Here is a 25,294-nt window from a genome sequence, read left to right as displayed (position 1 = left end):
TCGATCAGGTCAAGGCCTCGTACATCTCCCTGAGCAGCAGGTGAAATTGGATATCGAACACGGCAGCTTTATTCGTCCTAGACGACTGGTGCCCGCCGTTTTCTGGGTATCATCTGTACGACCCAAGTCGACGCCAGCCCACCCAGGCTTTTAGCCTCCTTGTGGATGCGTTGCGCTATCGTGCTTGACCCATTTGGCAACGGGTCGTTACGGAGGCCACTGCATCTTCTACCTGTGCGATGCGCCGCCCATGAATGGCCTTGATTACTTGCATTTCTTGCAAACGCCAGGCGTTTCTCCGAGTGCTCGCCCGAATCGTCGTGGTCACACATCCGTGGCAGTCAGGCTGTCATCTGGTGGCAAGCGATCTACCCGTAATGCATCAACGACCAGCGAAAATGCCTAGGAAGGTTGCCGGCGGCTGGGGTAGCTCACACCAGTCTTCCAGAACCCGAACCAGGTGCCCTTGAGCCAGTCGTCCTCGGGCAAGTCAGCGATGCCCGGCCCGCTCACCGCTGCATCGGCGATATGGGTGGTGGAGTTAAATACCAGTTGGCCGTCTACCCGCACTTTCAGTTTCTTGCCCTGGCGTTCGAATTCCCACGCGTCCATGCCGTCATAGGTGGGGGAAACGTATGTCGATGCAGCGATGTGCTGCCAGATCGCTCCGCAGCGAAAAAGGGCGGCAGCGATCATGAGTTTGATCCAGTCGGCGCGCATGAACGGGCATGATCCGTATGCCTATCTGAAGGATGTTCTGCCCCGTCTGCCGCCGCAGCGGGCGAGTGAGATTACGGAGTTGCTGCCGCATAAGTGGGCGTCCGTTTAACTACGCAAAGGCGTGTTCGCCGGACGCTTACCATTGTGTCGTATAACGCGAAAAAGTCATCAACCCGATGAACAACGCTCGCAAAAAACTATACAAGATACTATTGTTGTATAACTTATCTTCGACCTTTCGATCACCATGACTCCCTCAGAACGACTCGTCACTTGGCACAAAAATTGGTGTCTATCACAGGGCACTATCACGTGCAGGTCATGCAGGGCGATGCAGCCTGAGCTCGATAGAGGGAACGATTTTCCTCACAATCCCAAATGCCCCTCAATGCTGGCCGGATATCGTCCTTGGAACGAGCTCGATGAAATCCGACTTGCCTCCCCCACCGCTCAACGCAACTGAAATACCCTATCAACGGCTACTTGACGGTTGAGGTTGTAAAGCTTTGGGTCTTTACGAGCGACCGAATCAAATGGACTCTGATTGATGAATGCGACTCAGCGTTTGTGCCTTGTCTTGGGCGACCAATTATCTTTCGACCTAGCCTCCCTGCAAGGCCTGGATATCGAGAGCGATACAGTGCTTCTGGTCGAGGTGATGGAGGAGGCCAGCCATGTACCCCATCATCCGCAAAAAATCGCCCTGATCTTCAGTGCCATGCGACATTTCGCCGAGGCTCTCCGCCGGCTTGGAGTCCGAGTGCACTACGTCACGCTGACTGATCCGAACAACAGTGGATCGGTGCCGAGCGAGTTGCATCGCTGGCAAGCACTTTTGAAGCCAAGTGAAATACACATGACAGAGTGCGGTGACTGGCGCTTGGAACAATCGCTCAAGGAATGTGGCTTACCCATACAGTGGCATAGCGATGCTCGCTTTCTCTGCACACGTACCGAGTTCTCAAACTGGGCGAAAGGCAAAAAGCAGCTGCGCATGGAGTTCTTTTACCGTGAGATGCGCCGCAAGAGCGGGTTATTACTCAACGGTGATGGTAGTCCGGTCGGAGGCGCCTGGAACTTTGATGCAGACAACCGCAAGGCTTTACCCAAAGGAGTTGTGCCCCCATCACCCGCTCGTTTTAAACCAGACGCAATCACCCAAGATGTGCTTGCATTGGTAGCCCAGCGCTTCGCCAGCCACTATGGAGCTCTCGACACATTCGACTACCCCGTAACTCACGTTGAAGCTCAGGCATTGTGGGATTACTTCCTCGATTGGGGATTGGCAGCGTTCGGTGACTATCAAGACGCCATGGCCAGCAACGAGCCATTTCTGTTTCATGCGCGGATTAGCGCTGCGCTCAACATTGGTCTACTGGATCTTCGCCAGCTTTGCAGTGATGTGCAGTCAGCGTATTGGTCGGGCAGCATTGCACTCAACGCTGCAGAAGGCTTTATTCGTCAACTGATCGGCTGGCGAGAGTACGTCCGTGGCGTCTACTGGCTTAGGATGCCTGGCTACGCCGAAGGAAATGTGTTCGGTAACACCAGGTCGCTTCCAGAGTTTTACTGGACAGGCGAAACGCAGATGAACTGCATGCGCCAGGCAATAGGTCAAAGTCTTAAGCATGCCTACGCTCACCATATCCAAAGGCTGATGGTGACCGGTAATTTCGCCCTGCTCGCTGGTATCGCACCAAGCCAAGTATGCGAGTGGTACCTAGCGATCTACATGGATGCATTCGACTGGGTGGAGCTACCCAATACATTGGGTATGGTCATGCACGCAGATGGCGGTTACCTGGGCTCCAAGCCTTACTGTGCGAGCGGCCAGTACATAAAGCGCATGTCCGACTATTGCCGTGGCTGCGCCTACAAGGTTAGCGAAAGCACCACAGATGACGCCTGCCCGTTCAACTCGCTCTATTGGCACTTCCTGATGCGTCACGGTGACCTTCTGCGTGGTAATCAACGCATGAGCATGATGTATAAAAACCTCGACCGCATGCCTGAACCCAAGCAGCAGGCGCTATGGCAACGCGGCCAATTGTTGCTCGCCCAATTAGATGAAGGTGAGTCGTTTTGAAAAAGATTGAGCTCCCAGTCAAAACCTGCCTGACTTGCGGCCTTCCCTTCACATGGAGGAAAAAATGGGCACGCTGCTGGGATGAAGTGCGCTACTGCTCGGAGCGCTGCCGGCGCAGTAAAAGCTGAACCAACATAAAGACCCTCGGAGAGTACCGGTAATATTTGGCAAGCATGAGCATCGACCAACATCTCATGGCCTTGACTGGGATACGCAACCAACCAAAATGCGCGACTGGCGCACAGCTTCATATGGGAGACCTGGATGCGTCGGAACAGGCCGCCGATCAGCAGACCTTCTTCGCTCCAGTCGAATTGAAAGGCCCCCCCGAGTGCAAAGGTCAGCGGCACAAAGGCTCGTAAAGACTTGCCTTGCTCGCCGCGCCACGAGCGTATAAAGGCGGTGAGTTGGCTGTAGCCGCCGTCGTACCTCTCGGCCTTGATCTGTTCGAAGAGTGCTTTGGCACTCCTGCGGTTGTGCTTTGCCCGAAACGAATCGGCCTTGAGCACCTGCTCCAGCGTCTCGTGAAATGGACTGAGTTTGTTGAAGGTTGCGCACCGTTGGTACGCCGGTTGGGTGGCTTCGGGTGCTCTGACCCATTTTCGAATGGTGTTTCTCGACAGTCCGGTACGCTTGGCTATCTGATGCAGCGAGAGCTTGTCGCGGAAGTACATCCGCCGGATTTTTCCCAACATTTCCATGCTGATCACCCTGTGTTCTCCTGCTCGAAAAGTGAGCAGAAGCAGTTGAACACCTGGGTCAGTTTTCAGTCGGCAGAACAGCCTTTACTGGGTCAGTTTTCGGTCAGCGGCAACACCCTAATTTCTGGTGGCGATTGAACACTAACTATGCGGATCCGCCCGAATACCTGGTTACTATTGGGGGGCGCGGATTTCTCAGGCGCCAGGCGGCTTGAATCGGAATTGCCCCGCCTGCTACGCTTTCCTTTTTTCATGGAGGAAACGCAAAGTCGAACGCAGACCTAGTTCCTTCCCTACTCTTCAAAACCAATCAGAATCAATTAGCCCTTGAAGTCGCTATCAGCGCTCTAACTGAAAGCGACCATCTATGTGTTCCCCTGCGGCTCACTGATTGGCGACAACGGCAATGACGCAATTATCTCGGCGTGGCAAACCTCGAGTATTTCATCAGCCAGAGAAGAATCATCTGGGCAGGCGCGCGACAACATGACGGCACCGATTGCATGCGCCAGCATGTCGATCATTTTTGCCCGTACCCCATCCGGCGGCGCGTCTTGCCTCGTTTTGTACTTTTCTTCGAGCGTCGCCAGCGTGCGTTCTACCCCGCTGGCAAAGGTGGCTTTCAACTCATCTGATTGACGCGCAGCATCTCCACAAAGGGCCGCCATAGTGCAACCGCTGCCCCTGCCGTCTCGGTGATCCCTCGACACATACAGATCGATGAACTCAGCAACGTCGAGACCTTCGGAACTGGTCAGCGAATGCGAAAGACTGTTCGCTGCCGCTTCAGCCATCAAATCAGCCTTGGAGCCGAAGTGCTTGTAGAAACCGCCTTGGGTAAATCCGGCTGCTGCCATGAGTTCAGCCACCCCCACGCCATCGTAGCCACGCTCGCGAAACAGCTCTGAAGCCGTCTCAACGATGTGAGCTCTATTGGCAAGCGATTGAGCCTTGGTGATCTTCATTTCCTGCGCCTCTGCACCTCAAAGCAATGCCCTCATCATACTCTGATGTCGATCATAATCAAAAGCGTTGACAGTTTTGAGTATGATCGACATCATAAATACGCCAACGCGAATCCTCCCTGGCACGGCGCATGTCGTCCTCATTAATCAACGAGTATGGAAACGAAATGAACGATAAGACGTTGTTTGAGCCGTACACGCTCGGCTCGCTGACACTTTCCAACAGAATCGTGATGGCTCCGCTGACGCGTAACCGTGCGGGCGAAGGCTTCGTCCCGAGCGAGTTCGCTGCAACCTATTACAGCCAGAGAGCCTCTACAGGCCTGTTGATCTCCGAAGCCTCGCAGATCTCGCAGCAGGGACAGGGCTACCAGGATACGCCCGGTATCTACACGCTGGCGCAGATCGATGGCTGGCGCCAGGTCACCGATGCCGTCCACGCAAAAGGCGGACGAATTTTCCTGCAACTGTGGCATGTCGGACGCGTGTCGCACGTTGACCTGCAGGAGAACGGTGCCGCTCCGGTAGCACCCTCCGCTCTCCGCCCCGCGACCAAGGTGTTCGTCAACAATAGCTTCGTGGACGTTTCAGAGCCGCGAGCGCTTGATATCAGCGAGCTTCCCGGGATCGTCAATGATTTTCGCCAAGCGGCGGCAAACGCGATCGCTGCGGGATTCGATGGCGTAGAGATCCATGGCGCAAACGGCTATTTGCTGGATCAGTTCGTAAAAGACGGTGCCAACATCCGCACCGATGCTTACGGTGGCTCGATTGAAAATCGCGCTCGCCTACTGCTGGAAGTGACGGCAGCGGTAGTAGCCGAGGTCGGTGCCGGACGCACAGGCATCCGTATTTCGCCAGTTTCGCCAGCCAATGGTGTCTCCAGCAGCGAACCGCAGGCCCAGTTTGACTACATTGTCGACCAACTCGATGCCTTGGGCATTGTGTACCTCCATGTGGTCGAAGGCGCGACTGGCGGGCCACGCGATATTGCGCCCTTCGACTTTGGTTCTCTGCGCCAACGCTTCAAAAACACGTACATCGCGAACAATGGCTACGACGTGAATCTGGCCACCTCTCAACTCATCGATGACAAAGCTGACTTGATCGCCTTCGGACGCCCCTTCATCGGTAACCCGGACTTGGTGGAGCGCCTTGAAAACGCTGCCGCTTTGTCGGCATTCGATCCTGCGACCCTGTATGGCGGTGGTGCAGAAGGCTACATCGACTACCCCACCCTTGCTGAATCCAGTACCCGGCACGGCTAAACATCACGGCTGCGCATGTCCTCCTGACACCGCGCATGACTCGCCTGTCGATATCCCAAACTGAGGATCAATTCATGAGCATCCCTGCCACCGTTCTCATTACCGGCGCCTCCACTGGCATCGGCGCCACCTATGCCGAGCGCTTTGCACAGCGCGGGCACGACCTCGTACTGGTTGCCCGCGACAAAGGGCGGCTGGATGCACTTGCAGCCCGGCTGCGTGAGAAACACAACGTCGCCATCGATGTTCTCCAGGCTGACCTGACCCAAATCAGCGACTTGACCACGGTCGAGGCTCGCCTGCGCGACGACGCCAGTATCGGCATCCTGGTGAACAATGCCGGCGCCGCACAATCGGGCAGCTTTATCGAACTATCCACCGACAGCGTTGCTCAGTTGGTCACGCTCAACACTACCGCACTGGTACGGCTTGCCAGCGCCATCGCCCCACGCCTGGCACAAGCCGGGGACGGAGCGATTATCAACATAGGCTCGGTCGTGGGCCTGGCACCAGAGTTCGGGATGACGGTCTACGGCGCGACCAAGGCGTTTGTGCTGTTTCTATCACAAGGTATGAGCCTGGAACTGTCGCCCAAAGGCGTCTACGTGCAAGCCGTTCTGCCGGCAGCCACTCGCACCGAAATCTGGGAGCGAGCGGGCATCGACATCAATACCCTCAGTGACATCATGGAAGTGGGTGATCTGGTCGATGCGGCCCTGGTGGGTTTCGATCGTCGCGAGCCCGTGACCATCCCCCCCTTGCAGGACGCCGCCCGTTGGGATGCCTTGCAGGCCGCACGCCAGGGCTTGCTGTCAGAGATCAGGCAATCCGATGTCGCCGAGCGCTATCAAGCCAAGGCTTAATCATCGTGCAGCAGGCGCTGGTGTGCAGCACTCGATTTAAAAGCGCCTGCAACACAGTCTCACTTGCAGCTTTTCGAACCGCATCACGGGGCCAACATGAATATTCAAGACACAACACCTCATCCCGGATCGCGCACGCAGTTCGTCAATGCAGCGAACCAATGGATCAAGGTTGAAGGAACAGCGTTCGCTTACCGTGACATAGGCCCCAAGGGTGAGTTGCCGCTCGTTCTGCTTAACCATTGGGGCGCAGTGCTGGACAACTTCGACCCACGGATCATGGATGGGCTCGCAAGCACCCGGCGCATCATCGCCACTGACTATCGGGGTATCGGCGCCTCAGATGGCACCGCCCCTGCGACGGTCGGTGAAATGGCAAACGATGCCATCGCTGTGATTCGTGCGCTGGGTTTCGACAAGGTCGACCTGCTGGGTTTTTCACTTGGAGGGTTCGTGGCCCAGGAAATTGCCCTGAGCGCCCCTGACCTGGTGCGCAGACTGATTCTGACCGGCACCGGGCCTGCTGGCGGAACTGGCATCGACAAGGTCTGGTCAGTGTCATGGCCATTGATGCTTAAAGGTTTGCTGACGTTGCGCGATCCGAAGACCTACCTGTTCTTCACCTCGACGGTCAATGGCCGGCGAGCCGCCAAGGATTTTCTGAATCGCCTGAAGGAGCGCAGGAAAGATCGCGACAAAAATCCAACGCCAAGCGCTTTTTTGCGCCAGTTGAAAGCCATTCACGCATGGGGCAGACAACCCCCACAAAATCTCAGTCGCATACAGATACCGACGCTGATCGCCAACGGTGACCACGACATCATGGTGCCCACGGTGAACTCTGCTGACTTGGCGAACCGGATCCCGAATTCACACCTGATCATTTACGAAGACGCAGGGCATGGCGGAATTTTCCAACATCATGCCGACTTCGTGGCCAAGGCAACGGTATTCCTGGATGCCTGAGCGTGTTCAACCAGTCCCATTTGAAACTATGAGAGTTGAATCAACATGAAGGCATTTCTAATCGACCGTTATGGCAAGAATAATGGACGTGTAGGCGAGGTGCCCGCCCCTGAAGTGGGTGCACATGACGTCCTGGTTCAAGTGCATGCCACAAGTGTCAACGTGCTTGATTCAAAGATCAGTACAGGCGAATTCAAACTGATCTTGCCGTACTCATTTCCGTTGATATTGGGCAATGATTTGGCTGGAGTGGTGGTTGGCGTGGGCTCAGCCGTGCGGCGCTTCAAGCCAGGTGACGAAGTCTACGCGCGCCCTCCTCAAGAGCGCATAGGCACGTTCGCCGAGCTGATTGCGGTGGAAGAAAATGCACTCGCGTTGAAACCCAAAAATATCAGCATGGAAGAAGCGGCTTCCCTCCCCCTGGTCGCTCTGACGGCCTGGCAGGTGTTGGTTGAAACAGCCAGGTTGAAAAAAGGCCAGAAGATCTTTATCCACGCCGGATCCGGCGGCGTTGGCAGCATCGCCATCCAGCTCGCCAAGCATCTGGGGGCCTTCGTTGCGACAACCACCAGCACAACCAATGTTGAATGGGTTAAAGCGCTGGGAGCCGACGTTGTCATCGACTACAAGAAGCAAAACTTCGAAAGCGTTTTGCAGGACTACGACGTCGTATGGAACAGCTTGGGCGCTGATGAACTCGAAAAGTCGCTCACCATTCTGAAGCCTGGGGGGCAGCTCATTTCCATCTCGGGGCCGCCAACGCCGCTGTTCGCTGAAGAGCAAAAGCTGTTTTGGGGATTAGGTTTGGTGATGCGTTTATTGAGCAGCAGTACCCGCAGAAAAGCTCGCAAGCGGAACGTCAGGTATGCTTTCGTTTTTATGCGTGCGAGTGGTGCTCAACTGGGTGAAATCACTGCTCTCATCGAGTCCGGCATTATCAAACCGGTGATCGACCGATCCTTCCCTTTCGAGTCGACAGCCGAGGCGTTGAGCTATGTCGAACAAGGTCGATCCAAAGGTAAGGTAATCATTAAGCTCAAGTGAAATTCGAGAGCGCTAGGAGTATTGCCGACGGCTTAACCGGGTTGAAAGCTGAGCAAGAAAAGTTTCCTTCTCTGGCCCTTTTGTACTCATACCAAAATCACTTGGTCAGCCAGGACTCGACCGTCGCGGAGCCGTGTTCAGCTTTCCACTCCTTCAACGTTTTGTGATTGCCGCCCTTGGTTTCGACGACTTCGCCGGTGTGCGGATTCTTATAGGCCGTCACCTGGCACGGCTTACGGTGGCGGCTTTGGTCTCAACAGCTGAAGCACGACGGCGGCCAATTTTGTGGATCGAGCAGGTTGATCACATACTTCGTATGGCGACCACACCCCCAACCAAGCTGCAGATATAGGTCTAGGCAACATACCTTTCAGTAGGTTTGAGACCAATCGCGAGTCGCCTTGCGCACCCCACGCCCCATGCTAAAGCACGAGTCATTGATTCACCTGGCCTGGACTCAAGCGCCTCTTCATGCAAAGCCATGCCGCTTGCTGAATACACTCCAATGAACATCTGCGTGTTTCCCGAGGGCGACAGCCTCACTTGGACATCAATGAAGGTTCCGTCGTCTAACGTTTCGTCGTGTGTCCGATGGTGAAGCGCCGGATCAGCCCATTGCCAAAACACATCCCCGCGAATTCGCATGCTCCGCCCTCCTACGACTTTAGTCTTATATGTCGGAAAACTTACCATAGCGCAGAGATGCGCGGAGGCCACGGCTTGCTTCACGATTGACTGCTAAATCGGATAACTGGCCACGATTCCTATACACGGCTAGAAATCCTGCATAGGTTTGTGAGTGCACATTTCATCTTAGTTGGGACATGAGTGTTTTATGGCGGTTTGAATTGCTCCAGATTTCGTAGGCAACCCTCACCGCCTGCTGTGGGTCGAACTCTGCCGGTCACTCATCTCGAGTAATGGGTGCTGGTGACCTGGATTAGCTCAACCAGGCACTCGGCAGTCTCAGGTGCGTGAAGACCCGAAAGGCATGCTGTCTTCATCACAAGCTCGTTTGCACTTTCCAGAATGGAATCCGGGAATGCTCGGGCTGAAGCCGACTGACACCAGAACTTAGTATTCATCTAGGTGAGGATGCCTTACTGGAAAACACTGTACCGAACCCTGGCCGGGAGAGACGGGTCACTGCCTCGGTCGCAGCCTTGGTCATGAGCCTGACGTCGTTGGTTGTATATGCGGTGAACTACATCGCCCTTCGCGAAACGCAAGCGGAGCGCGCAGGCCATAGGCCGAAGGCGTGCGGATGGAAGCCTGCAAGGGCCAAGACCCGGAACGGGGCTTGGTTCACGACAGCCAGCCCGCAGGGCACGCCAATAAACGCTGATGAAAGAAAAACTCGACCCGAGAGAACCACGAATACGAGGTTCGACCGCTCAAAGAGGAAGTGTTTTCAAGTGCCGTACTCCTCTACCCTACTTCCGATTTCGCCCATAGATCCGAGGAAGTTCCTGTGACAAGGCAGCTCGGCGATAAAATCTAACTTGATGAGCATTTCAGGGATGCCATCAAGTAGTTCAGCCACCTCCAACCTCTTCATGCTAGCAAAGGCCCTCTCGGCAACGAATCCCTCAATATCGAAATCCTGGAGGGCAACAAACCACCCTTCACGGCTGTACGAATCAAAGATTCTAGAGGCCAAAGTAACACCCCCCCTTTCTTGACGATCATGACCAGCCCCGAGGATCAAGTTGTACAGGGAAAACGCCTTTGATGATGGCCTTCCCGAAAATCACTGCAGTATCGGAGGTGTCTGATGAACTGTTTGAGCAAGACGAAGGTAGTCGCGCAAGCTGGCACGTCCATTTTCCCGTTGGAAAGTAGCGAGCACATACCGCGAATTCACGGTTGTCATCACCCAAAATCTTCCCTCGCGCTCGACCTTCAGCACATCAGAAGTCCGGATCAGATGGCCGTCGCCAAACCGACCGTACTGGTCTTTACGCTTGTGGCCGAAAACTACGCCGATGCCTGCGCGCGCTTTAATGGAAACCCCGCAAAGGTAAGCGGTCACCGGCAAATCGAAGCCTTGAGCTTCGGCTTTTATGATGCGGATGAGATCAAAGTCTGTATGGCGTTTTCCATGGAAATTTACATCTAAGGTGTCCAGCATAATTGCGCTCCATTGGGCAGTCCGTATGGCGTTATCAGGAATTGCGCACGGAACCAATGGCGCAGATACCGTGCAGGATATTTGTTAATCTCAATTCCCTTGGATCATGCTCGAGAGAAAGATGAGCGTCAGATTAGTCAGCGCTTCGACTTTGAAATCTGAGTGATGCGAGGTGTGGTAAACCGCCCCCTCAGCCACTTCCAGTAGGCAAACCTCGGAGCCAGTCTTGTCCTCGCCTACTGTTACTTTGGTTAACCTCTCCATTTGCCAACCTGCAGTCTTATTCATCCAAGAAGGCGTTACAGCCATTATCTCGGTGATCGCTAAATCAGCTCCCTGACTCACCAACATCTCTTGAAGCTTGCGCGTGTCATCAACCATCAACGCACACTCGGTGAATCGCCCCTCGTTTTCGACCCTCAGGGTGAGGTGATACCAAGGCGTTCGCAGCAACCTCGACACTCCACGCCAATGGGATACGCCCTCCCCGAACATACCTGGGATGCCTATAAGGTCATTATCTATGGTTCTGAACATGTGTCGCCTCAAGCTGCTGGAGCACATCAGTTGCCCAGCAGAAACCGGTTGGTATCAGAAGATGGAAAATATCGCTTCGATGGACGAAGACTTACGATGGCCCGGCCCGAGCAAAACGTAAACAGAGTTCCGCGTGGCGAACAGGAAGCCATCTTTGAAGGTGGTGCCCATACTTGAGCGCACCCAATGACCGGGCTCAAAACGACGCTGCTCGTCATGCACAACTTTGTGGGCAAACAGGAACATTGGCTGGCAACCGGCAGCGATTACTTTGGCTCGCTCGGCGTCGGTGACTATGGCGTCAAGGATGATCCATTCCTCGACGGCGCAGAGGGGCATCCATTTGTAGCGCTTTCGGGCCGCAGCCATCGCGTCTTCGAGGTTGAGTTCTGAGCCGACTAGAGAAGCGCCGCTGTCTCCCAAAATCCCTTCATCGAAAACTTCAACCATCTGCAGCCTCTTGAATTTATGACGAGTGATAGACCGACTAGAGGAGATTTGGGGCTTACTTGCCGGCCGGCCCTGTGCACCCAGGCCGATTCACCGCTCTCCAGTAATTTCCATAAATTGCCAACAACGACTCGGCGGACGCATTGGGAGGGCTAGCCTGTTCTGCCATCCGAACCAAACTATGCGCAATACTACCTCATTTTGATATTTAACGGAAACCCTCCTGTGTGGCTATATCCTGACTTTTGAGTGAGCCATGCAGCTTAGAATCGCACTCGCAGGCGTAATCCGAGCGCTGCGCCTGCAGCGTCAGCTTCGACACGAAGACCTTTCCGACGCCTCCGCAAAATCCAAACTCAGCGCCCTAGAGCGAGGCGAAACAAGCATTACTCTTGAGAAGTTCGAGAGCCTAGCCGAGGGCCTTCGCATAGATCCTCTAGCTCTGCTAGCTCTTTGTATGTCCAAACGGCTAAATACCCCCTATCCCGCTCTCATGGAGACAGCTTTAAAGCAGCTTCGCGCGTTTGAGAAAGAAGGAGGTCTAGGGACTCTTGCTGAGCAGCTTCCTGATGGAGAGGTCGCCCACCGTAAGCCTGGCAAACCTCAGAATAAGGAGAGCGAAAGCATCGTTCGCGAGCTAAAGGCGGCAGGGATGAATCAATCGCAGATTGCACGTGAGACCGGCCTAGCTCTTTCGACTGTCCATCGATACTGGAAGAGGGTTAATACGACCGACCCTGGAGTGGATGGATGAGGAGCATGGCGCAGGTTTACCGCTAACACTCTTGAGCGTACTGGCGATAATTCGAGTAGACGAGTAGTTGAACATTAATCCTAGTGAGTTTTTTTAGCCAAGTACCACCCCGTTGAGATGTTTTATGAATCCAGATTTAACTGAAGAAGAAATGCGTCGTGCTCTATTCGGTACGCCTCAGCACGAAGATCAGGTGTCTACTCCTCTAGTGCAGGAGCCTTTGCCAGAGATCGTTTTCACGAAGCCGGTAGCAGCTCCAGTCGCCAAGAAGAAAGCGGCAAAAGCGTTTACACCTAGGCTCCGGGTCACGCTCCGGGTTGGGAACAAGTTTGAGGGGGAAATGACCGAGTTGATTCACGAGGCTGATACGTTGAGCTCGTTGCTTGCTGAGCAAGAGGCAGTGAAGGCTGCTAGGAAAAAGTACAAGTACGTAAAAGTGGTGTCGATCAAATCGATGTAGACGCCCCTTCTGACGTGGTGAGGCGGCTGGGCGTGCGCTCACTATGATCACTGATTGCGGCAACTGTATGGAACGGCTAATCGTCGAGATAACGACGTACGTTGTGGTCAAAAGTGCAAGCGGAGGGCGCCGGCCCACGACGGGCCAAAGGCTTGAGGATGAACGCCCGGAGGGCCAAAATCTGGCGTAGTCAGGGTTTGGTTCACGACAGCCGTACCCCGAAGGGGGCAAGCCCAAAGCAGAGACAATGTGAACCTTCCTCAAACTGCGAGACAGGAAAGTCGCCGAAGGTCTCGCGAAGCAGACTTTGCATCATTACTGAGGCAGCACAAGTAGTTGCTGAAGCACGGGGCAGGAAGGAACAGATTCAGCTATTGAAGGCATAGGGCTACAGCCGTCTGAAGCTGCACGCGAACTCGGATACACATGGACGACGATCAATAGGCTATGGTCAGCGTGATTAGCGTGCAGATAAGACATGGCGAAGAAGGCGTGCGGGGTCGATTGCCGGCCACATAGAATTCCCTACGCCCTGCCCCGCCTCCAAAATGCTTCCGTTTAGCTACCTTGGAGGAGTAGAAACTTACTCACTGAATACCGGCTTTTCGAGAAACTCACTTACGGTTTGATCAGCATTGAAATAGAGCTCGTTCACATACCCTTCATGCGCGAGCAGAATCACTCGAGCCACATCAACGTAATGATCATAGGTAGTGTGCAAAGAAGAATGACCCATTTGAGCTTTCAATACTTGTTGAGCCGCGACATCTTTAACCTCACTGAGTTCACCTAGCAATTTAGACCCAAACCGCTTGATCAAAAACATTGTCGGCCACCAGTGCCTGCTGTCATAGAAACAAACATCAGCACGCATCTGTGAACCGTTTCGTATAGCTCGCTCCTTCGCAGCATTGGAGCGAGTGGAAATCATCTTAGGCGTGACGGGCTCGCCAGCAGCGTTCAAGAACAGAATAGAAGGCGGACAAGGCCTACCATACCGCGCAGCGTAGAGGTTCGCCCTTTCAGGGTAAAGCGTGTTGGTATAATGCTCGGATAACGCTTTTAGATCACCTTGATGAATTCTAATGTCACGGTGTTTCTTACCCTTGCTGTAAAATATCCGATACTCAGTAGTCGCATCATCAAACTCCATGTTGTCATAGGGCTGAATATGTTTATTAACACCATTACCAACATAAGGGAAATCACATAGATCCATAGGGCGCATTGCTGTGCCTAATGCCAGCTTGAACATAGCAACGTACACAGCGTCGTGAAAACCACCCAAGAAGTCCTTGATTTCCTGATTTGTGATCAGCGAATAGCTTTGCTGCTGCCGCCACTCCCGATCCAACGCTTTAATACCTTTACCATCCAACGCAACGCGCGCCTCGCGCTTTATATAACTAAGCAGCTCCTCATTTTTAAAATTCGGCAGCCAAGTCTTAAGTTTGAAATTCAAACAACTTGAATAGCCTTCCAAGCTCAGCCAATAAAAAAAACCGTAGATAAGCTTTCCCTCATCAACAATTGTTTTGGTACTTGGCTTCAAAGACTGCTTGGCTTGACGTTCAATTTCACGTTGAACTTGCCAACTCTTAATATCGTCATTATCGACTAGAGCATGGTATTGAGAAATATCAACACCCACATATTTTGACAAGGTAGCTAAATACCTATAAAACACCGAAATAACATTTGAGTATTTACTAGAGGTATCCTTGGACTGAGATGTAGCGGCACGAAGATACAGATTGGCATGACTAAGCAAAAAATGCTTCTTGCCGAACCCCGCAATAAGTATGAAATGAGTGGTCTCTTTACCCGAAACCGGGCATGTATAGGTAATTAGCTTTCTAGAAATATCGAGCATTTAATCACCTTGAGCGATTTTATGCACAACCACCCGATCAAAGCCGTCTTGAATTGTCGGGAGGGATTCTTTATCAAAACTCCGAAATTCCGGCACGGGTATTTGTCCGTATAGAAAACCGCGCTGAGCTTTGATTGTCGCCTCGCTATCACAATGAGGAACGAATATCTCAAGGGGCTTCGCGCCGGATAACCCACGTAGAAAATCTCTTATTTCTGACCTGGCTGCCAAGGGTAGATCAACCACCACTAACGAGCCTTCTGATGCCGAGTAATGGCTATCGACAAACTTATCAAATGACGAGATAAAACGATTTTGAAAAAGTACAACCCTCACAACTCCTTTCCTGAGAATGCGTTGCAGTTTTTCTTTGAGCTTCGCAATGGCGGTGGCTTTCGCAGAATAATACGCAGCAAGATCCCCTGCTTCTAAAAATCTTGTACAGGCATCCGCCAGATTAGGTTGGAGCTTCATGAGTAAAGTTTCTGGCTTAGCACCAGGTGGGCCAAGCCTTGCATTTTCTTCAATTCCTGAGAGCTGTATCTCCTTTTCCGTCAACTGACGTTTGAGGATTTCATTATGCAAGGCCTTCTTCTTTAACTCGTTTGAAAGCTCGCGTGAATGATGGATTAGTACGTCACCATTCATGAGGGTGGTGACGAGATTATTCTCAAGCTTTTGGTATTCCTTCTGCTGGTTCTCCCGCATATGTCTCAACTCCGCTTGTGCCTCTCTAACCAATTTCTGACACTGAATGATGGTCTTGCCAGCATCAGCCTGATCACCTACAAGCAGTTCGTCAACATTCCTGGCACCCGTCAAATACGGCTTTAAGTGGCTGTAAGACTTATGAAAGGCTTGTCGAGAGATGTCAGCACGAGCACAAACCTCTATGATTGTCAGCCGCGCTGCATTGCCACTGAGATAATGATCGCAAATAATTTTTTTGAGACGCCGCTCAGTATCGATAGCCGTCATAAGGTCTTACCTCCTATCTTAGGTCGTTTACCGCAAGGAACATTCAAGGCCGCGCTACCTCACGCTCACGAACAGGAGGTTTAGGGGTCAACAACTCTTCCAACAACTTCTCATTGATGCAGATCTTTTGGTCTAATTCAAACAAGGCAGCATAACTAAGCTTCTTATTGGAAGCCTTGATCGTCCGATAGAATTTTAGGTTTTGTTCGATCGAACTCTGAGCAGAACCCAGCACCAAGTTGCGCGAACAACTGATATGACAGTTCGTCAGGTCAGGACTTACTGGATAGATGAGATTTTCCTGACTAGCAAGACAAGGAGGCAATGATTCCCCAAGATGAATAAGTCCGCTCATACAAAATGTACTTAGCGTCGTACGTTGAACCAGAAAAGCCTCACCGCCTTGGAACATGTGGTTAACATACTCAAGCACTGTGAGCTTCAAAAGCTTACCTACGAATATATCGGGCCTTTCGACCATGCGTCCGGCGAGATCATGAGCAGCTTCACCGGCATAACAGCCAGAATTAATAGACTGGAGAATATCAACGAAATCTTTAGCGAAATGCTCCTTTAAAGTTTCGACAACCGACGACACCAAAAATGGGTTGCGCGCGATATACCGAAGCCCCATGACGTAACTGCTGTGTCCAAAAAGCATCCGAATAATATCGATATTACGCTCGGATTTATTGATCAAGATCTCAGCAATCGTTTTCCGGAAACGATGGATATGTAGACCATCGACCCCTACTTCAGCAGAGAGATTGATGGCGAGCTTGGTAATCATCCTGTCAGCCAGATTCATCTCATGAGAGGGGATAATAGGCTGAAATAGGTAGCCCTTAAGCATGTACTTATCGTACTCTCTAAGCTTCTTGTACGACTCAATCGCCTCCCCTAGGTAGTCAGGCAAAGGAATTTCATCAGCCTCCCCAAAATAATTCGGATCATCACTCGTTTTATACCTAACAAACGATACATACCAAAGGCCGTCACTCTGCTTTTTGTAAACATCGTCGAATTTTAGTGCGGCTAATTCACGCCTACGCAGCCCCGTCATTATACCGAAGAGAATAAAAATGGCGTTTCGCACTCGATCAACAGCGTACTGAAACCCCCTACGCCAAGTGTACAAATTAGTATAATATGACAGGTTCTTGCCACCACTACCTTTTTGTCTGAGTTTTTGGGGAGTATGGGAGAACCCAACGATTTCGACGCCGTCGACTTTCTTACCAACAACAGCTTCAAATTCAAGATCGCGCTTGCCGTAACTATAATATTTATTTTCAATTTCGGGCCGAACTTTGCAATATTCCAGTATATCGTTAATTACCGGAATCCCCTTATCAATCCAAAAGAAAGAATAGGTTAGCAGATCACGCAATTCATCTTCGGAAAAAGGCTTCCAGCCTACAACGGTTGCACGAATTACGTCTTGAATATCCTTTCGACGCGACACCGTATCAACATCATTCAAATCCACTTTCAGACGGAATTTTTCTGGAATCATTCTTTCAGCAGACAGAAATATCCAGAAGTTAATATGAAAGAATAGAAGCCAATAAGCTCGCATGACTCCAGAGTCTCGCGCATCGTCAAGCGCCGCGTTCAGCACACCAGCAGTGATTAGATCGATATGCTCTGGCGATGCATTTAGAAAATTAGGTTCAAAAACATGCCGCTGCAGATATTTAAAGCCTTCACTATAGGTATCAGTTGACCGAAAACTTCGGATAGTTCCAATTGGATGGAAGTGGGGTATGAAGTGGTAACAGATGACGCGCTTCAACTCCTGCAGGTCTTCCCGAGCGCGATCGATAAATACCTCAACATCTTTGAAGCCCTCAGCACGCAACAGTACCCATCGCATCTCGTTATAACTAGAATACTCTGAAACTGGGAAACCCCCATCAGGGGATACCGCGAGCTTTTCCACCAATCCGCTCGTCCGCTGCCTGGATGTTCCTTCGACAACACCATGCGACGCCTCGTACAACTCCGAGAAGTACGCATCAGCGGCGTCACAGGCTTCGCGTTCTATTTCATCTAAAAGTGATTGGAAAGAGTCATCGTCTGCTGGATTATCTTTTTTAGCCATGAGATTAATCCTCAATGTAGGCGATGAGCGAGCGCATATCAAATGGGAGTAAAGCTTCGAAGCCCCTCATGTAGATAAGAGCCTCAGCAATGACTGATTCATTTCCCCAATTCCTTATCAGGAACTCCAGAATCTCAATTTCATCTTTGTGTACCTCAAGGCGTTCTTCGTCCATCTCAACCGCTCGTTGAAGCGTGGACAACCGCTCCATTAAGAAAGGCAGTGAGTCGCCAAGGACATAGATACGGCTGCAAAATAGGCACTTATCCAGGCGCGTACAACGCTCATTTTTAGTAAGTTCAGTTGCTTCCGGATAGTCTGGTTTGCTTGAGTCAGTGCATGCCCACAAAGCCCGTTCATGACCCATAATCGTAAAGATACGAAATGTAGGATCAGTTGGCTTCGTTCGACCGGTGCTACCGATGATTCCGTGAAACTTATTGTTCCGAAACCTTTCCACCAATTCTTCCTGAATGCTGCGATAGCGAACCTTTCTGTCTTTGATAGCCATCGCCGAGCTATCGTAATGAGCACTGGTAGTTTCGAGGCTGGAATGGCCAAGTTTCAGAGCGGTAAGCGATAGAGGGTGCTTGGTCTTTTTGACATCGTAGTATTCCCACGTGACCCTAAGCCGGCCCTCAAGGTCGATTGCGGTTTTAAGTTGTGCACCGGCGTCAACCAGCTGGTGCTTCCCCAAAAAGTCAGCGACACCAATGTTCCAATACTTCTGATTATTGAGCGAATTGATCCTAATATCAGGGCCAGATTCTGTGATTTCCCAGTCAGATTCATGTTCAGAAATACATAGAAATACGGTATGTCTAAGCGTATCATCCGACGCGAAATTCTCCGAACTATCCACGACTGCAGCCAGAGGCTCTGACAGTGCTTTAGCAAGCTCTATCAAATTAAAAATAGAGTATTTATCTGACCTGCTTGATGAGGCGGTTGCCAGTTTTGGCGATTCATAACTGTATTTGGCCGACTGGGATTTTCTTTTTTCAGATACAACGAGAACCACATCAGAATGCGCAACCTCAGACATAGGATGCAGAAAGTGATTTTTATCAGTGGCGATAACCGTCTCTTTGTTCCAACCCGACTGCCGCTGAATGAAAAGCCCCAAAGTTGATTGATTTAGTGCAGTAGGATAATACATACGCACCAGATCATCATAAGCAATTGAATCTGAAGTTTGCTTCCTGAGAATCGAATAACTATAAGGCAGACAGCAACTCAGTACAAAATCGCTAGGACGGGTAATTGATTGTACATATGGAGTTTTCCGCAGTTTTTTGCGCAATATTGAGGAGTCGGACTTGGTCACCTTGAATGGGTAACCATCCTCCATTAGAGTCTTCAACGCGCGAGCAGGATCAATAACCCATTCGGATTTCTTACTCATCAACAAGAGCTCAGAGATCAATGGGCGGATCTCGTCCAAGCGATATGGCTCAGCTAGCTCGACCTGCTTGCGAAACTCAAGCATGAGTCTCATATCATCAACTTCCGACCGCATTGACTCATAAAAACTGGCGTCAGCAGCTTGATCGAATGGCTCTCTCACCTTAGTTTTAATCAACACACTAGGCAACGTTAAAAGTGGAAGCCCATCATCGTTGTGGTTTGCCACTTTTAAAACTGCAGATCTTATGCTTCTCGCAGGATAGAGAGTTTGGCCATTGCGCCGCAACCTATCCATAAAAAGCTTAAACTGTTCAACACCGATATCCCCAACCCCCTTCAGATGAAGGTCAGGGTGGAGCTTATTATTGTGATCTTGCCTGAAATCTAGAAAATCCTTTATCGCCGAACGCAGAGCATACCCTTTCGAATAACTGACATCTGGCACATACTTTATAAACACGTAGTGAAAAGCGCAGCACAAAGCATCCGTAAAACTGAACAGCGGATGCTCTATGTAATTTGCGGGGATGACCTTTGCATCTACGGATGTCGCTGAAAGCTCAGCGTGATACATGGAGAGGTATCGCATGCCTGGCCCGCTCTTACACTGAACGAGCCAACAGATTCTCTACGATCGCTTTTACATCTGCGGACACAGCTTCAAAGCTTCGAGAGGCATCCACTACCGCAAAGGTGTCTGGATTGTCTTGGGCTTGCGCGAGAAAGCCATCGCGAGCACGTGATAGAAATTCGGCCTTCTGCAGCTCCATTCTGTCTAAAACCTCCCCCCTTCCGGCAACCCGCTGCATACCGACCGTAGGATCAATATCCAGAATGATGTTGAGGTGAGGCTGGAAGCCACCCAGGGCGATCTCATTGATTGCCAACACAAGATCCAGGGGCAGCCCTCGACCATAGTGCTGAAACGCGATGGTGGCGGGTGTGAAGCGGTCACAGATCACAATCGCTCCACGCTGGACGGCTGGAATGATTTTCTCTTGGAGATGTTGAGCCCGGGCGGCGGCAAAGAGGAGAAGCTCAGTCGTATCGCAGAGCTCAGGGGTCATTGGATCAAGCACCACCTCTCTGATCTTCTCTCCAATCGGAGTTCCACCAGGTTCGCGAGTGACTACAACGTCATGACCAGCCTCACTCAACCACCCACTGAGATGCTTGATCACCGACGATTTACCAGCTCCGTTGTTACCGTCACAGACGATCAGGCATCCATTTGACATTGAGATTCACCACTACTGAAAGACTTGAGTGGTTTACATGATGGGGAGGAGATGTGTAGTCGTCAAGGAATAAAACACAAGGCCACACTGGGCGGAAGGTCTCTAAAACTAGAAGACCTCGCACCTCAAGTTAGTTTACATTTGAATCTAAGAGACTATAACGACACTGGTTTACACTGAATACCAAAGAGATATAAGGCGCCTTCCGGGCCTTCCAGGGTAATAAACAAGCCAGTCACAGGCAGTCCTTAGTCAGAGTCATTGCGGGCTTTGCGGCGCGGTCGTGTCCGGCGCGGGCTCGATCGGAGCGTCGGGGGTAGGCGCATCACTGGAAGGTGCCGAATCTTCAGGCGGTTTCACCACCGGTGCCGGGCTGGAACGGTAATCGGCACGGCGCTTGAGTTGGAACTCACGCACGGCGGCATTATGCGCATCCAGGTTATCCGAGAATATATGGCTACCATCGCCACGGGCGACGAAATACAGGCTGCTGCCCGGTACCGGGTTCAGTGCTGCATGGATCGCCTCGCGACCGACCATCGCGATGGGCGTGGGCGGCAGGCCAGCAACCATGTAGGTGTTGTAGGGGTTGGCTTCCTTGAGGTGGGTGCGGGTCAATTTACCGTTGTAGCGCTCACCCAAGCCGTAGATCACGGTGGGGTCGGTCTGCAGCAACATGCCGATCTTCAGGCGACGCACAAACACACCGGCAATCTGCCCGCGCTCCTGAGGCACCCCGGTCTCCTTTTCCACGAGCGACGCCATGATCAGTGCTTGGTAAGGGTCGGTGTAGGGCGCGTCGGCGGCACGCTTGCTCCACTCCTGGGCGAGTACATCGTCCAGGCGGTTGTAAGCTTTTTTCAGGAACTCGACATCAGTCATGCCGCGGACAAAACGGTAGGTGTCGGGGAAGAACCGCCCTTCAGGAAACACACCTGGGTGGCCGAGCTTATCCATCACTTCGCTGTCAGTCAGGCCCGCGAGGGTCTGCACGATCTTTTCATGCTTGGCCAGGGCGGTGCGCACCTGACGGAAATTCCAGCCCTCCACCAAGGTCAGGCTGTACTGCACCACTTCGCCGCGCTGCCACAGGCCGATCAAACCCTCGGCGGTAAGGCCCGGGCTCATGCGGTACTCGCCGCTGTGCAGTGGCTGGCCTTCGAGGTTGAAGCGCCAGTACAGACGCAACCAGAATGCATCGTCGAGCACGCCGTCGGCTTCCAGACGATTGAAGGTGCCCGTCGGCGTAGCGCCAGCAGGTACATCGAGCAACTGCTCCTGAGGCAGCTTCAGGGGCTGCTTGAGGGCAGAGTCGAGTTTCCAGGCAGAAAAGCCCACGAGCAAAGCCGCCGAGATCAGGCTGATCTGCAGCAGTAACACCAGTTTTCGTATCAACTCAAATATCCAATAGCGCGCGAACAATGCCCTGCAGTTTACGGGTGAGCGGCCCAACCGGCCAGCTCATCGCAGCGCAGCCTCGCACCGGCCAAATGCCATAAACGCTGTTGCAGACGAAGACTTCATCGGCCTGTTGCAACTGCTCCAAACTGATGTCGGCCACGGCCACCGGGACGCCCAGCGCTTGTGCCTGGGCCAGAACTTCGGCGCGCATCACGCCCGCAACGCCACAACGGCTCAGATCAGCGGTTAGTAACAAGCCGTTGCTCACCAGGAAAAGATTGCTGAATATGCCTTCGATCACCCGGCCAGACATATCCAGCATCAGGCCTTCGGCATGCTCGGTATCTTGCCATTCGGCACGCGCGATCACCTGTTCCAGGCGATTGAGGTGCTTGATACCGGCCAGCAACGGCTGCTGCGCCAAGCGCGTGGCACACGCGAACAGGTGCACGCCTTCGACTTCATGGATGGGCGGGTAAACAGCGGGCGCGCTGCCCTGCAAGATGCGGCGCACCGGGGCGCCAGGGTTGATGCCGTAACCGCGCAAGCTGTCGCCACGGGTGAGGATCAATTTGAGAATACCGTCGCCAAGGGCGGCGGCGAAGCTCAGCACTTCGTGGCGAATCAACCCGTGATCCACCACCAATGCCAAACGCCTGCAACCCTCTTCCAGGCGTTGCAGGTGACGGTCGAGCAGCAACGGCTGCCCGGCCTTGACGGCGATGGTCTCGAACACCCCATCGCCATAGGCCAGGCCGCGATCTTTCAGGGGCACGCTGTCCGCTGGCTGACCGTCGACCCAGCTGTGCATCACTCGGCGAACCGGCGGAACACCAGGGAACCGTTGGTGCCACCGAAACCGAACGAGTTGGAAATCGCCACGTCGATCGGCATGGGCTGCGCTTCGTGGGGCACGAAGTTCAGGTCGCAGCCTTCGTCCGGCTCATCAAGGTTGATAGTCGGCGGAGCGACCTGATCCCTGATTGCCATCACACTGAAGATCGCCTCGACCGCGCCCGCCGCACCCAACAGGTGGCCGGTCATGGACTTGGTGGAGCTGACCGCCAGCTTATAGGCGTGCTCGCCGAACACCGACTTGATGGCCTCTGCTTCCGCCAGGTCGCCGGTCGGGGTCGAAGTGCCATGGGCGTTGATGTACTGCACCTGGTTGGGGTTGACCTTCGCATCGCGCAGGGCATTGGTGATGCAACGCGCAGCACCCGCTCCGTCGGACGGCGGTGAAGTCATGTGGTAAGCGTCGCCGCTCATGCCAAACCCGATCAATTCGGCGTAGATAGTGGCACCACGCGCCTTGGCGTGCTCCAGCTCTTCGAGCACCAGCGCACCGGCACCGTCGGAGAGCACAAAGCCGTCACGGCCCTTGTCCCACGGACGACTGGCACGGGTCGGCTCGTCGTTGCGGGTCGACAGCGCACGGGACGCGCCGAAGCCGCCCATGCCCAGGCCGCACGCGGCCATTTCGGCGCCGCCGGCGATCATCACGTCGGCTTCGTCGTAGGCAATGTTGCGTGCCGCCATGCCAATGCAGTGCGTACCTGTGGTACAAGCCGTGGCGATTGCGTAGTTCGGTCCCTGTGCACCCAGATGAATGGACAGGAAGCCGGAAATCATATTGATGATCGAGCCCGGTACGAAGAACGGTGAAATTCGACGTGGGCCAGTCTCATGCAAGGTGCGGCTGGTTTCTTCGATATTGGTCAGACCGCCAATACCTGAACCCATGGCCACGCCGATGCGGTCACGGTTGGCGTCGGTGACTTCCAGGCCGGCGTTACGCACAGCCTGAAACCCGGCAGCCAGGCCGTACTGAATGAACAGGTCGAGCTTGCGGGATTCTTTGATCGAGAGATATTCCTCGACATTGAAGCCCTTTACCGAGCCGCCAAAACGGGTGGAATAGGCAGAAAGGTCCGTGTGTTCGATCAGACCAATACCACTGCGGCCAGCCAGAATGCCCTGCCAACTGCTCGGCACATCCGTACCCAGTGGCGACAACATACCCATACCGGTGACTACGACGCGTCTACGCGACACAGCACTCTCCTTTTTCTAATGACGACACTTTTCATCGCCGCTAAAGAAAAAACCGCACGCCTTTACAGCAGTGCGGTTTTTCCCTGACAGCAAGCGACGACTACAAACTATTACGCCTGGTGGCTAGTAACGTAGTCGATGGCAGCTTGAACAGTAGTGATTTTTTCAGCTTCTTCGTCCGGGATTTCGGTCTCGAATTCCTCTTCCAGAGCCATCACCAGCTCAACGGTGTCAAGGGAATCGGCACCCAGGTCTTCTACGAAGGAAGCAGTGTTGACCACTTCTTCTTCCTTAACGCCCAGTTGCTCGGCGACGATTTTCTTGACGCGCTCTTCGATGGTGCTCATACCTTGTTTAACTCCTAATGGACAAATTCAGGCAGCTGGCCAGTGGGTAAGTGTATAGAAAGCCATTTCAGCTTTTCAACTGAAAGCTTCACCCTGTACCCGGTCGGCCACCTGCCTATAAATTAAGTTGCAGCTTTATAACGGATTTTAGACAGCTCGTATGACATTTTTTTGAAGCGATCCGTCACAATTTAACTCATGTACATCCCGCCGTTAACCGGGATTGTAGCCCCAGTCACGTATGCCGCACCGTCAGATGCCAGGAAAGTGACCACATTCGCGATCTCTTGGGCCTGGCCCAGACGGCCCAGCGGAATCTGCGTCAGCAAGGCTTCGCGCTGTGCTTCCGGCAGTTCGCGGGTCATATCGGTGTCGATGAACCCAGGGGCCACCGAGTTGACCGTAATCGACCGCGAGCCGACTTCACGCGCCAGTGCGCGGCTGAAACCTTCCAGGCCGGCCTTGGCAGAGGCGTAGTTTACTTGGCCTGCGTTGCCCATGGCACCCACTACGGAGCCAATATTGATAATTCGGCCCCAACGCGCCTTGGTCATGCCGCGCAAAACGCCCTTGGACAGGCGAAACAGACTGTTCAGGTTGGTATCGACCACGTCGTACCACTCGTCGTCTTTCATGCGCATCATCAGGTTGTCACGGGTGATCCCGGCGTTGTTCACCAGGATAGCCGGTGCACCGAACTGAGCAGTGATCTGGGCCAGTACGGCAGCCACGGACTCATCGCTGGTCACATTCAGTTCAAGACCGGTACCTTGCACGCCGTTTTCCTTCAGGGTCGCGGCGATACGCTCGGCGCCCGAGGCGGAGGTGGCGGTGCCGATCACAACGGCGCCCTGACGGCCCAGCTCCAGGGCGATCGCCTGGCCAATGCCACGGCTTGCGCCGGTAACCAGTGCAACTTTACCTTGCAGACTCATGCAGGCTTCTC

Annotated in this window: 24 protein-coding genes and 5 pseudogenes; 9 read left to right on the top strand and 20 right to left on the bottom strand. The window is 53.0% G+C overall.

Features of this window, described 5'->3' with window-relative positions:
• Positions 1 to 402: 402 nt before the first annotated feature.
• Positions 403 to 667, bottom strand: a pseudogene (locus tag HBO10_RS29025) (LysR substrate-binding domain-containing protein); the annotation flags it as partial.
• 9 nt (positions 668 to 676) lie between these two features.
• On the opposite strand from HBO10_RS29025, the pseudogene HBO10_RS29020 reads away from it, so the two are divergent.
• The 3 genes and pseudogenes from HBO10_RS29020 to HBO10_RS29010 form a co-directional block, all read left to right on the top strand.
• Positions 677 to 829, top strand: a pseudogene (locus tag HBO10_RS29020) (transposase domain-containing protein); the annotation flags it as partial.
• A 438-nt stretch (positions 830 to 1,267) separates the two neighbouring features.
• A complete protein-coding gene (locus HBO10_RS29015) occupies positions 1,268 to 2,806 on the top strand; it encodes a cryptochrome/photolyase family protein (protein WP_169922196.1) in 1,539 nt (512 codons plus the stop codon).
• Positions 2,803 to 2,934: a DUF2256 domain-containing protein gene (locus tag HBO10_RS29010; RefSeq protein WP_169922236.1), complete on the top strand. Its 132-nt coding sequence runs from the start codon at positions 2,803 to 2,805 to the stop codon at positions 2,932 to 2,934. Before HBO10_RS29015 ends, HBO10_RS29010 begins: the two co-directional genes overlap by 4 nt.
• Positions 2,935 to 2,979: 45 nt before the next feature.
• Here HBO10_RS29010 and HBO10_RS29005 read toward each other — a convergent pair.
• Both HBO10_RS29005 and HBO10_RS29000 read right to left on the bottom strand, forming a co-directional pair.
• Positions 2,980 to 3,507 (bottom strand): annotated as a pseudogene (locus tag HBO10_RS29005) (IS21 family transposase); the annotation flags it as partial.
• A 365-nt stretch (positions 3,508 to 3,872) separates the two neighbouring features.
• A complete protein-coding gene (locus tag HBO10_RS29000; RefSeq protein ID WP_169922195.1) occupies positions 3,873 to 4,472 on the bottom strand; it encodes a TetR/AcrR family transcriptional regulator in 600 nt (199 codons plus the stop codon).
• 167 nt (positions 4,473 to 4,639) lie between these two features.
• On the opposite strand from HBO10_RS29000, the gene HBO10_RS28995 reads away from it, so the two are divergent.
• The 4 genes from HBO10_RS28995 (at position 4,640) to HBO10_RS28980 (ending at position 8,613) form a co-directional block, all read left to right on the top strand.
• Positions 4,640 to 5,740, top strand: a complete 1,101-nt coding sequence (locus HBO10_RS28995; RefSeq protein WP_169922194.1) for an alkene reductase — start codon at positions 4,640 to 4,642, stop codon at positions 5,738 to 5,740.
• A gap of 74 nt (positions 5,741 to 5,814) precedes the next feature.
• Entirely contained in the window at positions 5,815 to 6,603 is a 789-nt protein-coding gene (locus HBO10_RS28990; RefSeq protein ID WP_169922193.1) for an SDR family oxidoreductase, read from the top strand.
• 96 nt (positions 6,604 to 6,699) lie between these two features.
• On the top strand, positions 6,700 to 7,569 hold the full coding sequence (locus HBO10_RS28985) for an alpha/beta hydrolase (protein WP_169922192.1): 870 nt from the start codon (positions 6,700 to 6,702) through the stop codon (positions 7,567 to 7,569).
• A gap of 45 nt (positions 7,570 to 7,614) precedes the next feature.
• Positions 7,615 to 8,613 (top strand): NADP-dependent oxidoreductase, encoded by a 999-nt coding sequence (locus HBO10_RS28980; RefSeq protein WP_169922191.1) that lies wholly within the window; start codon positions 7,615 to 7,617, stop codon positions 8,611 to 8,613.
• 97 nt (positions 8,614 to 8,710) lie between these two features.
• Here the strand turns inward: HBO10_RS28980 and HBO10_RS31530 are convergent.
• The 7 genes and pseudogenes from HBO10_RS31530 to HBO10_RS28960 all read right to left on the bottom strand — a co-directional run.
• Positions 8,711 to 8,863: pseudogene (locus tag HBO10_RS31530) on the bottom strand (histone-like nucleoid-structuring protein, MvaT/MvaU family); the annotation flags it as partial.
• 104 nt (positions 8,864 to 8,967) lie between these two features.
• Positions 8,968 to 9,258: a hypothetical protein gene (locus HBO10_RS31525; protein ID WP_262378133.1), complete on the bottom strand. Its 291-nt coding sequence runs from the start codon at positions 9,256 to 9,258 to the stop codon at positions 8,968 to 8,970.
• A gap of 475 nt (positions 9,259 to 9,733) precedes the next feature.
• Positions 9,734 to 9,808 (bottom strand): annotated as a pseudogene (locus HBO10_RS31065) (DNA-directed DNA polymerase); the annotation flags it as partial.
• A gap of 216 nt (positions 9,809 to 10,024) precedes the next feature.
• Complete coding sequence (locus HBO10_RS28975) at positions 10,025 to 10,273, bottom strand: hypothetical protein (protein ID WP_169922190.1); 249 nt, start codon at positions 10,271 to 10,273, stop codon at positions 10,025 to 10,027.
• A gap of 90 nt (positions 10,274 to 10,363) precedes the next feature.
• Positions 10,364 to 10,744, bottom strand: coding sequence for a hypothetical protein (locus HBO10_RS28970; RefSeq protein ID WP_169922189.1), 381 nt, complete (start codon positions 10,742 to 10,744; stop codon positions 10,364 to 10,366).
• Positions 10,745 to 10,834: 90 nt separating this feature from the next.
• Positions 10,835 to 11,125 carry a hypothetical protein gene (locus tag HBO10_RS28965; protein ID WP_262378132.1) on the bottom strand — a complete coding sequence of 97 codons (291 nt, stop codon included), beginning with the start codon at positions 11,123 to 11,125 and terminating at the stop codon, positions 10,835 to 10,837.
• A 210-nt stretch (positions 11,126 to 11,335) separates the two neighbouring features.
• Positions 11,336 to 11,731 (bottom strand): hypothetical protein, encoded by a 396-nt coding sequence (locus HBO10_RS28960; protein ID WP_169922187.1) that lies wholly within the window; start codon positions 11,729 to 11,731, stop codon positions 11,336 to 11,338.
• 256 nt (positions 11,732 to 11,987) lie between these two features.
• On the opposite strand from HBO10_RS28960, the gene HBO10_RS28955 reads away from it, so the two are divergent.
• A complete protein-coding gene (locus tag HBO10_RS28955; RefSeq protein WP_169922186.1) occupies positions 11,988 to 12,485 on the top strand; it encodes a transcriptional regulator in 498 nt (165 codons plus the stop codon).
• A gap of 124 nt (positions 12,486 to 12,609) precedes the next feature.
• Positions 12,610 to 12,945, top strand: a complete 336-nt coding sequence (locus HBO10_RS28950; RefSeq protein WP_169922185.1) for a hypothetical protein — start codon at positions 12,610 to 12,612, stop codon at positions 12,943 to 12,945.
• A 583-nt stretch (positions 12,946 to 13,528) separates the two neighbouring features.
• On the opposite strand, the gene HBO10_RS28945 is transcribed toward HBO10_RS28950, so the two are convergent.
• The 10 genes from HBO10_RS28945 to fabG form a co-directional block, all read right to left on the bottom strand.
• The gene (locus HBO10_RS28945) at positions 13,529 to 14,818 is read right to left on the bottom strand and encodes a site-specific integrase (RefSeq protein WP_169922184.1); all 1,290 of its coding nucleotides are present in this window, start codon (positions 14,816 to 14,818) and stop codon (positions 13,529 to 13,531) included.
• A complete protein-coding gene (locus tag HBO10_RS28940) occupies positions 14,819 to 15,796 on the bottom strand; it encodes a hypothetical protein (RefSeq protein WP_169922183.1) in 978 nt (325 codons plus the stop codon).
• A gap of 43 nt (positions 15,797 to 15,839) precedes the next feature.
• Complete coding sequence (locus HBO10_RS28935) at positions 15,840 to 17,900, bottom strand: tyrosine-type recombinase/integrase (protein WP_169922182.1); 2,061 nt, start codon at positions 17,898 to 17,900, stop codon at positions 15,840 to 15,842.
• Positions 17,901 to 17,904: 4 nt separating this feature from the next.
• On the bottom strand, positions 17,905 to 19,896 hold the full coding sequence (locus tag HBO10_RS28930) for a hypothetical protein (RefSeq protein WP_169922181.1): 1,992 nt from the start codon (positions 19,894 to 19,896) through the stop codon (positions 17,905 to 17,907).
• A 13-nt stretch (positions 19,897 to 19,909) separates the two neighbouring features.
• On the bottom strand, positions 19,910 to 20,545 hold the full coding sequence (tmk, locus tag HBO10_RS28925; RefSeq protein ID WP_169922180.1) for a dTMP kinase: 636 nt from the start codon (positions 20,543 to 20,545) through the stop codon (positions 19,910 to 19,912).
• A 258-nt stretch (positions 20,546 to 20,803) separates the two neighbouring features.
• Positions 20,804 to 21,940: an endolytic transglycosylase MltG gene (mltG, locus tag HBO10_RS28920; RefSeq protein WP_034128436.1), complete on the bottom strand. Its 1,137-nt coding sequence runs from the start codon at positions 21,938 to 21,940 to the stop codon at positions 20,804 to 20,806.
• 1 nt (position 21,941) lies between these two features.
• On the bottom strand, positions 21,942 to 22,757 hold the full coding sequence (gene pabC / locus HBO10_RS28915) for an aminodeoxychorismate lyase (RefSeq protein ID WP_034128437.1): 816 nt from the start codon (positions 22,755 to 22,757) through the stop codon (positions 21,942 to 21,944).
• Positions 22,757 to 24,001 (bottom strand): beta-ketoacyl-ACP synthase II, encoded by a 1,245-nt coding sequence (gene fabF, locus HBO10_RS28910; RefSeq protein WP_034128438.1) that lies wholly within the window; start codon positions 23,999 to 24,001, stop codon positions 22,757 to 22,759. The genes pabC and fabF overlap by 1 nt, the downstream gene beginning before the upstream one ends.
• Before the next feature lie 110 nt (positions 24,002 to 24,111).
• A complete protein-coding gene (gene acpP, locus HBO10_RS28905; RefSeq protein WP_003175607.1) occupies positions 24,112 to 24,348 on the bottom strand; it encodes an acyl carrier protein in 237 nt (78 codons plus the stop codon).
• A 191-nt stretch (positions 24,349 to 24,539) separates the two neighbouring features.
• Positions 24,540 to 25,283, bottom strand: coding sequence for a 3-oxoacyl-ACP reductase FabG (gene fabG / locus HBO10_RS28900; RefSeq protein ID WP_003189275.1), 744 nt, complete (start codon positions 25,281 to 25,283; stop codon positions 24,540 to 24,542).
• Between the last annotated feature and the right edge of the window lie 11 nt (positions 25,284 to 25,294).

The organism is Pseudomonas sp. WS 5503 (assembly GCF_012985385.1).
In the GTDB taxonomy this organism is placed as follows: Bacteria; Pseudomonadota; Gammaproteobacteria; order Pseudomonadales; family Pseudomonadaceae; genus Aquipseudomonas; species Aquipseudomonas paracarnis.
The sequence above is the reverse complement of the archived record's forward strand: the minus strand, read 5'-3'. Positions and strand labels throughout refer to the sequence as shown.